Annotated in this window: 5 protein-coding genes; 2 read left to right on the top strand and 3 right to left on the bottom strand. The window is 59.1% G+C overall.

Features of this window, described 5'->3' with window-relative positions; translation table 11 throughout:
• The first annotated feature begins 485 nt into the window (after nucleotides 1-485).
• Nucleotides 486-2,150 carry an electron transfer flavoprotein-ubiquinone oxidoreductase gene (locus tag C2846_RS03530; RefSeq protein WP_119700681.1) on the top strand — a complete coding sequence of 555 codons (1,665 nt, stop codon included), beginning with the start codon at nucleotides 486-488 and terminating at the stop codon, nucleotides 2,148-2,150.
• A 218-nt stretch (nucleotides 2,151-2,368) separates the two neighbouring features.
• Here the strand turns inward: C2846_RS03530 and C2846_RS03520 are convergent, their stop codons facing one another.
• The 3 genes from C2846_RS03520 to C2846_RS03510 are packed head-to-tail and all read right to left on the bottom strand — an operon-like array spanning nucleotide 2,369 to nucleotide 9,283.
• A complete protein-coding gene (locus C2846_RS03520; protein ID WP_119700680.1) occupies nucleotides 2,369-3,280 on the bottom strand; it encodes a transglutaminase family protein in 912 nt (303 codons plus the stop codon).
• A 14-nt stretch (nucleotides 3,281-3,294) separates the two neighbouring features.
• Entirely contained in the window at nucleotides 3,295-5,895 is a 2,601-nt protein-coding gene (locus C2846_RS03515) for a circularly permuted type 2 ATP-grasp protein (RefSeq protein WP_119700679.1), read from the bottom strand.
• Nucleotides 5,896-5,953: 58 nt separating this feature from the next.
• Nucleotides 5,954-9,283, bottom strand: coding sequence for a transglutaminase family protein (locus C2846_RS03510; RefSeq protein WP_119700678.1), 3,330 nt, complete (start codon nucleotides 9,281-9,283; stop codon nucleotides 5,954-5,956).
• Nucleotides 9,284-9,498: 215 nt separating this feature from the next.
• Between C2846_RS03510 and C2846_RS03505 the strand changes: the two genes are divergently transcribed.
• On the top strand, nucleotides 9,499-10,953 hold the full coding sequence (locus tag C2846_RS03505) for a circularly permuted type 2 ATP-grasp protein (protein WP_119700677.1): 1,455 nt from the start codon (nucleotides 9,499-9,501) through the stop codon (nucleotides 10,951-10,953).
• Nucleotides 10,954-10,956: the final 3 nt, after the last annotated feature.

The raw sequence follows: 10,956 nt of genomic DNA, 5'->3' as shown, positions 1-10,956 counted from the left end.
TAGTCGACCACGCGCTTAACGGCTACTAGTACCTTCATGGCTACCTCATTGAGTTAGAGAACCTCTGAAAAACTACCTGCGTTGGCAATACTGCGTTAAAAACAGCCTCGATCGCGAGCCCGGTCAAAATGCTCATTTACACCACGTAAACTGCGCTTTTTCGGCTGTTTTTGCCTTGTCTTGCCCGCCTCGCCTACGTTTTTCAGAGGTTCCTTGGGTGCAACCACTCGATGCCAAAAAGTGACCGAACAACAACAAATCGTTCACAATCAGACTAAATCGAGATTATCATTCAGGGCAACTATCATGCCGGCCCTCTGTGTGAGGGTCAATAGTCCGTTAGGTCTAAAGTCGTATTGTCAGGGGCTGCCAGTTCGATCTTTGGATTGGAGCCGATGAGACAGACTGTTATAATGCTCGGCTAAACCGATCAGGGAAGATCTAAAAAAACCGTTATTTAGCTGGCCTAGTGTAGGAGATTGCTTGTGGAACGCGAATTCATGGAGTTTGACGTTGTCATCGTGGGCGCTGGTCCGTCCGGTCTGTCCGCCGCTTGCCGCATCAAGCAGCAAGCTGCTGAAGCCGGGCAGGAAATCAGTGTCTGCGTGGTGGAGAAAGGTTCCGAAGTCGGCGCCCACATTCTCTCCGGTGCGGTTTTCGAGCCGCGTGCGCTTAACGAGCTGTTCCCCAACTGGAAAGAACTGGAAGCCCCGCTGAACACTCCGGTCATTCGTGACGATATCTACGTCCTGACCAGTGAAGAGAAAGCCACCAAGGTTCCCGACTTCTTTGTGCCCAAAACCATGCACAATGAAGGCAACTACATCATCTCCCTGGGCAACCTGTGCCGCTGGCTGGCCCAGCAGGCTGAGAACCTGGGCGTAGAGGTATATCCGGGCTTCGCCGCCCAGGAAGCACTGATCGATGAGAACGGCGTGGTCAAGGGGATCCTCACTGGCGATCTGGGTGTCGACCGTGAAGGCAACCCCAAAGAAGGCTTCTATACCCCGGGTATGGAGCTGCGCGCCAAGTACACCCTGTTCGCTGAAGGTTGCCGTGGCCACATCGGCAAGCAGCTGATCAAAAAGTACAATCTTGACAGCGACGCTGACGCCCAGCACTACGGTATCGGCATCAAGGAAATCTGGGATATCGATCCGGCCAAGCACCAGCAGGGTCTGGTAGTTCACACCGCCGGCTGGCCGATGGATATCATGGGCACCGAAAACACCGGTGGTTCCTTCCTCTATCACCTGGAAAACAACCAGGTCGTCGTTGGTCTGATCATCGACCTGTCCTACGCCAATCCGCATCTGTCGCCGTTCGACGAGTTCCAGCGCTACAAGCACCACCCGGTGATCAAGCAGTACCTGGAAGGCGGCAAGCGCGTTGCTTATGGTGCCCGCGCCATCTGCAAGGGTGGTTTCAACTCGCTGCCGAAGATGGTCTTCCCCGGTGGTGCGTTGATTGGTTGCGATCTGGGCACCCTGAACTTTGCCAAGATCAAGGGCAGCCACACCGCTATGAAATCCGGTATGCTGGCCGCCGACGCCATTGTCGAAGCGCTCAAGGCTGGCAGTGAAGGTGGCGACGAGCTGACCGGTTACGTTGACAGCTTCAAGTCGAGCTGGCTGTATGACGAACTGTTCCGTGCCCGCAACTTCGGCCCGGCAGTGCACAAGTTCGGCGCCATCATTGGCGGCGGCGTCAACTGGCTGGATCAGAACCTGTTCGGCGGCAAGATCCCTTTCACCCTGCGTGACAAGACTCCGGATTACGCCTGCATGAAGAAGGCTTCCGAAGCCAAGAAGATCAGCTATCCCAAGCCGGATGGGGTAATCAGCTTCGACAAGCTGTCTTCGGTGTTCCTGTCCAACACCAACCATGAGGAAGATCAGCCGGTTCACCTGACCCTCAAGGACCCGAGCATTCCGCTGGAGAAGAACCTGCCGCTGTACGACGAGCCGGCCCAGCGTTACTGCCCGGCTGGCGTGTATGAGATCGTCCAGAACGATGACGGCAGCAAGCGCTTCCAGATCAACGCGCAGAACTGCGTGCACTGCAAGACTTGCGACATCAAGGATCCGGCCCAGAACATCAACTGGATCGCTCCTGAAGGTACTGGCGGCCCGAACTATCCCAACATGTAAGGCTGCTGTACCAAGCAAAAACCCGGCTTCGGCCGGGTTTTTCGTTTCAGACAGACCAGCCACTGCATGCGTGGTTAGGTAACCTCTGAAAAACGTAGGCGAGGCAGGCAAGACAAGGCAAAAACAGCCGAAAAAGCGCAGTTTACGTGGTGTAAATGAGCATTTTGAGGCTGTTTTTAACGCAGTATTGCCAACGCAGGTAGTTTTTCAGAGGTTACCTAGACCAATACGCCCTCCCCTGGCTCATCACCCAGCGGCAATACGTCAACGGCCACACTGAGCACATGTTCGCCGCCCCCGGTCATGACCCCCTTGAGCGGAGTTACATCGGCAAAATCACGCCCCCAACCCAGCACGATATAGCGCTCATCCGGCAAGCAGCCATTGGTGGGGTCGATCTCCAGCCAGCCCCAGCCCGGAATGAAAACTGCCAACCAGGCGTGAGTGGCGTCGGCACCCAGCAATTTCTCCTGCCCTGGTGGCGGCAGGGTTTCCATGTAGCCACTGACATAACGCCCCGCCAGCCCCAGCGAGCGCAGGCAGCCGATGGTCAGATGGGCAAAGTCCTGGCATACCCCCCGCCGACTGGCCAGAACCTCGGCCAACGGGGTGGCGACTGTAGTGAATCCTGGGTCATAGCTGAATTCAGTAAAGATCCGGGTATTCAGGTCCAGGATTGCCTCAATCAGGTTGCGCCCGGGGGTGAAACTTTTGGCCGCGTAGCTGGCCAGGTGGTCATGGGCCTGAACGAAGGCCGAGTCCATTACATACAGCCGGGACTCGAGCGTATCGGCATTACTGTGACGTCCGTCTTCACGCAAGGCCGCAACTGCCGACTCCCAGGCCATTGAGGAGAAGAAATCCTGGGCAGGTCGCGCCGAGGTCGTGACTTCGCTGAAGACGTGCACTTCCAGGCTGTCATGCAGGGACTCCAGAGAGAAGTTCACTACCCGATTACCAAAGAAATCCGTCCGTTCACGCTGACGAACCGGAGCCGGAATGATTTCGATGCGGGTGTTGTCGCAGCGCTGCCAGGGCAATTGCCGGGGCAGGATTCGCGCCTCATTGTGGCTCAGGGTGACCGGGCCGCTGTATTCATAGCGCGTGGTATGGCGCAGTTGATATTTCATTGATCAGGGCTCGTTCAGGTCGGGGTGTATTGCATGGTGACCAGTTGCCGGGGCATTTCAACGTGGCTGAAATGACTGTGGGATACGGCATTGGACAACTCGGCCATGGGCTCGATCAGGCGGTCTAGCAGATCCGCCAGAGCCGCCCGGGCCTCGGCCGACTTCTCAAGATCGGCCAGGCTGTCGATATCGACCAGATGCAAGGCGCTGGTGGCCTGGATGATCAGGCGATTTTCAAGATTACGGTAAGGCGAGCTGCCCGGGGACGGCAGGCGCACGATTTGCCGGCCCAGACGTTTGAGCATGTAGCCAATCGAGCGAGGATTGGTTTCATCGAACAGCAACAGGTCGAGAATGGCCGAGGGATGCAGTTGGGAGCGATAGCGGCGTCGATAGACAGTGAAGTTGTCAGTAGTCGCCAGCACTACCTCCCACAGCGGGATTCCCGGCTGCTGAGCGGTCAGCAACGCCAGCTTGAGCAGCTCAAGACTGTTCAGCGCACGCTCGATGAAACGCCCGATATCGAGAAAGCGCCAGCCGTAGTGATGCGGCATGGTTTCGTTGCACAGCCCGAAGAAGGCCGACAGATCGAGTACCATGGCTTCCAGGTGACGCTGGCCAACCACAATTCCCCTGGTCCGCGAGATGTTGTTGAAACGCTGACGCATGACATTGATCGCCCGCCAGGCATCGTCGCCCAGATGGTCACGTACCGCCCGGCTGTTGCGCACAAAATGGCCGAACAACATGGGCAGACCATCAGGCTGATCGTCGGCAAACAGCTGCAGCAACCGATCACGGCTGATCACATATTCACGTGAAAACCGCCCGTTGAGGGTCTGTGGCTCGCCCTCCTCCTGATCCGCCGGCAGGCCTTCGGCATCGAGCGGGATCTCCAGCGCCGCCAGCAGATCCGGCATCAGATGTACTCCGGCCTCGGCCCGATCCTCTTGCAGTAGTCGCGCCAGCGCCTCACGCAACAATCTGGCCCGGGCATCCAGGCGTTCGCCATAGCGCCCCATCCAGAACAAGCTTTCAGCGACCCGGCAGGGCAGGTCCTTGCCATCGCGAGTCACCACAATCGGCCCCTGGGCCTGACGCAACAGACTGATATGCGGCTGCGGCACCGGTGCCATGACCCAGATATCCTTGACCGTGCGGCTCTGCATCAGCGACGCTCCGGGCTCGCCGACCCAGGCCAGACCACCCGGCATAACCCGATAATTGCGCTGCTGTACCGGTTTTTTCAGATCGTCCGGCTCAACCAGGCTGAAGAATCGCAAGGTGGTGCTTTGCCGCTCCAACTGCCGGGTCTGGGGGTTGAAGCCCGGCGCGACCGACGATGTCAGTGGCCGTTGCGCGGTAAACAAGTGGGGGCGTTTGTTGAGATCCCGACGCAACGCCTCGACTGCCGTCAGTGACATTTGTTCAGGAATGAACACCTTGCCCGACTGCGTAACATCGCGGATATGCCAGTTATCCAGCCCGGTCATCACCTGTTGCCGCGACTGCGGGTCGCCGCACCAGAGGCTTTCCCGACAGGGCAGCAACAGTTCTTCCCCCAGCAGCCGGAGGCACAGCATCGGCAAAAAAGCCGCCAGAGCCGGATGCTCGAGCACTCCGGTCCCCAGGGCATTGGCAATACGCACCTCGCCATTGCGCGCAGCCTGCAGCAACCCAGGCACGCCCAGCAGTGAGTCCGGGCGAAGCTCCAGCGGGTCGCACCAGGGATCGTTGATCTGACGGACGATCACATCCACCTGGGTCAGTCCGCCAAGAGCCCGGACCGATACCTGACCATCACGGACCACCAGATCAGCGCCTTCGACCAGGGAAAAGTTCATATAATTGGCCAGCCAGGCGTGTTCGAAATAACCTGGACTGCCTGGTCCCGGCGACAACAGAACAATATTGGGCTGTTCGCGCTGGGTGTTGGCCAGGCTGGCCAGGCAACGATGCTGCGCCTGCAGAAAACCAGCCAGACGTTTGATCGGCGCATCCCGGTAAATACTTGGCAACGCACGGGACAGAATGATGCGGTTCTCCAGGGCATAGCCAGCCCCGGCTGGCGACTGGGTCCAGTCAGCCAGAGCCAGCCAGTTTCCATCAGAATCACGGATCAAATCCGTGCCATGGATGATTAGCAGTGGACGCTCCAATTGATTGGGCAGGTCGGCAGCGGAAAACAGAAAACCGGGATGGCTATAAACCAGCTCCGGCGGCAACAGCCCTTCGGTGATGACCCGACGTTCGCCGTACAGGTCATCGATCAGATGCTCCAGCAGCCGACTACGCTGACGCAGGCCGGCTTCGAGCACCTCCCACTCCTCAGTGCTGATCACCCAGGGCAGGCAATCGAGCTGCCAGGAGCGCAACTGTCCGGGATTATCCTCATAGGGATTGAAAGTAACACCATTCTCATGCAGCAGGTTCTGCACTTCTTCCGAGCGCGCGGCCAGCACCTCCGGCCCCAGCAAGGTGAAGTCTTCCAGCAGAGTTTGCCAGTGCGCTCTGGGCTGGCGATTGTCGCCAAGCAGCTCATCATACAGGCCATGTCCCGGATACTCTCCCAACAAGGCCTCCAGCGCCGCCCCAAGACCACTCGTTTGCTGCATTATTGTTGTCTCCACGGCATATTCGAGCCGTATCACGACAGATTGAACGAAGTTCGCATTATAAACCAGTGGGCGGCACCCCTGCCCTACGCAAATCCAGGGTATGTGGATACTCCTGCCCTGGCGCCTGCTGAATCTGGCCAATCGCTCCCTGACTGTGACCGTAATGCCAGAATCTGGCCAGGCGCCGGGCTTCAGCCTCGTTGGCATTTACCGGGAAGTGTTCATAGTTGCGTCCAGCCGGGTGGACCACATGATAGGTGCAGCCACCCAGCGAGCGCTGATTCCAGGTGTCGATCAGATCGAACACCAGCGGCGCCTGGACCTCGATCATCGGGTGCAGGGCTGACGGCGGTTGCCAGGCCCGATAACGCACAGCAGCGACCGCCTCACCCGGCACGCCGGTGGCATGCAGCGGAACCTTGAAGCCGTTACAGGTCAGCACATGACGGGCCGGATTGAAGTCGCGTAGCTTGACCTCCAGCCGCTCAACCGAAGAATCCACGTAGCGGGCAGTGCCCCCACCAGCCGCTTCCTCGCCCAGCACATGCCAGGGCTCGATCGCCTGGCGCAGAGCCAGGCTCACGCCCTGATACTGGACCTCGCCACACATTGGGAAGCGGAATTCGAGAAACGGCGCGAACCAGTCATGCTCAAACTCGAAACCATGGCGACGCAGGTCTTCAATCACTTCCAGCAGGTCCTGCCACAGGTAATGCGGCATCAGCCAGCGGTCATGCAGGGCCGTACCCCAGCGTACCAGCGGCTTGCGATACGGTTTGGTCCAGAATCGGGCCACCAGCGCACGGATCAGCAACTGCTGCATCAGGCTCATGTCAGCATGCGGCGGCATTTCAAAGCCGCGCAGCTCGACCAGCCCCAGGCGCCCGCTGGCGCTGTCCGGCGAATACAGCTTGTCGATGCAGAATTCGGCCCGGTGGGTATTGCCGGTGATATCGGTCAGCAGATGACGCAGCAAGCGGTCAACCAGCCAGGGCTGGGGCACTTCACCTGCGGGCATCTGGGCCAGAGCAATCTCCAGCTCGTACAGTGCCTCGTGACGGGCCTCATCAACCCGCGGTGCCTGGCTGGTCGGGCCAATGAACAGCCCCGAGAACAAGTAGGACAAGCTCGGATGATGCTGCCAGTAAGTCAACAGACTGGCCAGCAGGTCAGGACGGCGCAGAAAGGGGGAATCAAGCGGAGTGGGACCACCCAGGGTCACGTGATTGCCGCCACCGGTGCCGGTATGCCGGCCATCGAGCATGAACTTCTCGGTTCCCAGCCGGGTCTGACGAGCCTCGTCATAGAGTATCCGGGTATTGCGCACCAGTGTCGGCCAGCTAGCAGCCGGCATGACATTCACCTCGATCACCCCCGGGTCCGGGGTAATCATAAATTTCTCCAGACGCGGATCGGCAGGCGGCGCGTAACCTTCCAGGCACACCGGCAAGCCGGTATCGGCGGCAGTCTGCTCAATCACCGCAACCAAAGCGAGAAAGTCCTCAAGCTGGGCCAACGGAGGCAGAAAAACGAACAGCTTGCCGTCGCGCGGCTCAATGCACAGCGCCGTCCCGATGACGCCCTGATCTCGCAGCTCGGGGCGCTGTTCCTGCCAATCCTGGCCAGCCGCCTGATGATGCATGCCTGGTTCGGCGTAAATCGGCGCTTCGGCGGCACTGTAGCGGCTGGCCACTTCACCATGCACATCGGGCAAAGCAGGCGGCGCCTCAAACAATGAGCGCGGCAAAGGCTCATCACGGCGCTGCACCGGCAGCGCACTCAGTGGCAGACGCAACCCCATGGGCGAGTCGCCCGGCACCAGATACAGGTAATCACGGCGCACCGGCCACTCGCCAGACAACCAGCGCTGGCCATCGACACTGCGGGCCAAGGGCAATACCAAGCCGGTCAGACTATCCAGTCCGCGCTCAAGCAAGCGGGCCAGGCGCAACCGATTGGCGTCATCCTTGAGATCCTCGCCCTGCAACTCGACATCAATCGGCAGGGTCTGCTCCAGCCACAGGTAATAGTAGGCATCCTCGTAGCCCGGAATCAAAAACCGCTCCGCTACTCCCAGCCGCCGTACCAGCGCTGTGGCAAAGCGCAGAGCTTCCGGCTCACCGAACCCGTAATCCTGAGCACTGTCGGCCAGCCAGCGGTCATCGCGCCAGACTGGCACGCCATCGCGACGCCAATAACAGGCCAAGGCCCAGCGCGGCAGCGGTTCGCCCGGATACCATTTGCCCTGCTGGTAATGCACCAACGAGCCAGGCGCATAATGCGGACGCAGGCGCGTGAGCAACTGCTCGGAGAATCGGCGTTTTGTCGGCCCAAGAGCTGCCGTGTTCCATTCCGGTGCATCCATATCATCCACTGATACAAAAGTGGGCTCGCCGCCCATGGTCAGACGTACATCCAGCGCCTCCAGGTGCTGGTCAACCAGCGCTCCCAAGGCGTCTATACGCTGCCATTGAGTCTGCGTGTAGGGTTTGGTTACCCGCGGATCTTCGTGAATGCGGGTTACCGCCATGGAAAAGGAGAACTCGACCTCGCATTTGTCGGTCGCGCCCGTTATCGGTGCAGCGCTGGATGGGTCGGGGGTAGCCGCCAGCGGCAAGTGACCTTCGCCAGCAAAAAGCCCGGAAGTCGGGTCCAGCCCGATCCAGCCAGCCCCAGGGATGAACACCTCGGCCCAGGCATGCAGATCAGTGAAGTCGGCCTCTGGCCCGCTCGGGCCGTCGAGTGCCTTGAGATCAGCGGTGAGCTGAATCAGATAGCCCGAGACAAACCGGGCTGCCAGGCCCAGGTGCCGCAGGATTTGAACCAGTAGCCAGGCCGAGTCGCGGCACGAGCCACTGCCCTTTTCCAGGGTCTGTTCACCGGTCTGAACACCGGGTTCCATACGAACCAGGTAGCTGACATCGGCCTGCACCCGCTGGTTCAGACCCACCAGAAAGTCAGTGGTCTGGCGCGCCCCCCTGGGCACCTCTGCCAGCCATTGGCTCAGTAGCGGCCCGGACTCGGTCAACTCCAGATAAGGTGCCAGATCACGGCGTAGTTCGCTGCTGTAGTTGAAGGGGTAATTTTCGGCGTAGTCCTCAATGAAGAAGTCAAAGGGGTTGATCACCGTCATCGGAGCAACAACTTCAACGTCAACCTTCAACTCTTTGATTTTTTCAGGAAAAACCAGGCGAGCAACATGATTTCCAAAGGGATCCTGCTGCCAGTTGATGAAGTACTCACCACCCTCGACCCTTAAACTATAGGCTTCGATCGGGGTGCGGCAATGGGGGGCTGGACGCAACCGAACCAGGTGTGGCGAGACCGCTACGGGCCGGTCGAACTGGTAGTGAGTACTGTGCCGGAGTGCTACGCGTATGGTCATGTAAAGCTATCCCTGTTCAAGGCTCTGCAAGCTGGAATCCAAGGCAATGGCTGTGCCAACCCACCGGCACGGTGCTTCTAAGCTACTCTGTAACACTAGCAGTGTTACAAACACTGTAGTGCTCCGGCCACACGAAACGGCCTGCCCGAAAGCCCCTCTGGTATGGCAATTGCAAATACCCTCACAACACCCACGCATGTAGAACGAGAGCTTGCATGAGTAAAGTCGACTGGCAGGACTACAACCCCAAAGGGTTCTATGACGAACTGATCGCAGCACCCGGTACCCCCCGCCCTGAAGCAGCCATGCTGTGCGAGTACCTGGCCAGCCTCGATGCCCGGGAGCTGGCAGAACACAAGACTGCTGCCGAGGTGGCAATCCAGCTGATGGGCATCACCTTCACGGTCTACACCGAAGGCAGCATGATCGACCGGGCCTGGCCCTTCGACATAGTTCCGCGGATCATCCCGCTACAGGAGTGGCAACGGACTGAAGCGGGTCTCAAGCAGCGCGTACAGGCGCTCAACCTGTTCATCGACGACTTGTACCACGAACAAAAAATCATCAAGGACGGCGTGTTTCCAGCCGAAGTACTGGCTCAGTCGGCAAACTTCCGTCCGCAATGCGTCGGCATCCATACCCCGCACAATGTCTGGGCGCATATCTGCGGCTCCGATCTGGTCAGAGACAAGGACGGAACCCTGTATGTGCTGGAAGACAACCTGCGGGTTCCTTCCGGGGTGTCCTACATGCTGGAGAACCGCAATGTCACCAAACGGGTGCTGCCGGATCTGTTCGCTACCGGGCGCATTCAACCGGTCGACGACTACACCTCCCAGCTCTACGAAATGTTGTCCTCAATGTCGCCACGCCCCGGCGATGATCCGGTGATCGTGATCCTGACCCCCGGGATCTATAACTCGGCCTATTACGAGCACTCCTATCTGGCCCAGCAAATGGGCGTGCAACTGGTCGAGGGCAGCGACCTGGTGGTGGGAGACGATGACTGCGTGTATATGCGCCTGGTCGATGGCTTGTGCCGGGTCGATGTAATCTACCGTCGGGTGGACGACATGTTCCTTGACCCAGAGGTATTCAATCCTGACTCCATGCTCGGCGTACGCGGCCTGATGCGCGCCTGGCGCAAGGGTAATGTCGCACTGGCCAATGCTCCCGGTGCTGGAGTGGCCGACGACAAGGTGGTGTATGCCTTCGTGCCGCAAATCATCAAATACTATCTGGACCAGGAACCGCTGCTGCCTAATGTCCCAAGCTATCTGTGCATGTTCGATCAGGACCGCGACTACGTATTGGCCAATCTCGACAAGCTGGTAGTCAAGCCGGCCAACGAGTCTGGTGGCTACGGTATGCTGATCGGTCCTCATGCCAGCAAGAAGGAACGTCAGAAATTTGCCGAGCTGATCAAGGCCAATCCCCGCAATTACATGGCGCAACCGACCCTGAGCCTGTCGACCTCGCCAACCCTGTGCGACGGCGCAATGGAGCCCCGGCACGTTGACCTCAGACCGTTCATTCTCTCTGGCGAAACACCCTGGGTGACCACTGGCGGGCTGACCAGGGTGGCGCTGACCAAGGGCTCGCTGGTGGTCAACTCATCCCAGGGTGGTGGCAGCAAGGACACCTGGATCGTCGACCTGTCAGGCAATTGAGCA

The sequence above is a fragment of the Pseudomonas jilinensis genome, assembly GCF_003586265.1.
Classification (GTDB): domain Bacteria; phylum Pseudomonadota; class Gammaproteobacteria; order Pseudomonadales; family Pseudomonadaceae; genus Halopseudomonas; species Halopseudomonas phragmitis.
Note: the sequence above shows the minus strand (reverse complement) of the source record. Positions and strands in the feature narration are given on the sequence as shown.

Excerpts from the sequence above, each read along its gene's own strand:
- C2846_RS03520 (WP_119700680.1), bottom strand. The coding sequence starts at position 3,280 with ATGAAATATCAACTGCGCCATACCACGCGCTATGAATACAGCGGCCCG.
- C2846_RS03510 (WP_119700678.1), bottom strand. The coding sequence starts at position 9,283 with ATGACCATACGCGTAGCACTCCGGCACAGTACTCACTACCAGTTCGAC.
- C2846_RS03505 (WP_119700677.1), top strand. The coding sequence starts at position 9,499 with ATGAGTAAAGTCGACTGGCAGGACTACAACCCCAAAGGGTTCTATGAC.
- C2846_RS03515 (WP_119700679.1), bottom strand. The coding sequence starts at position 5,895 with ATGCAGCAAACGAGTGGTCTTGGGGCGGCGCTGGAGGCCTTGTTGGGA.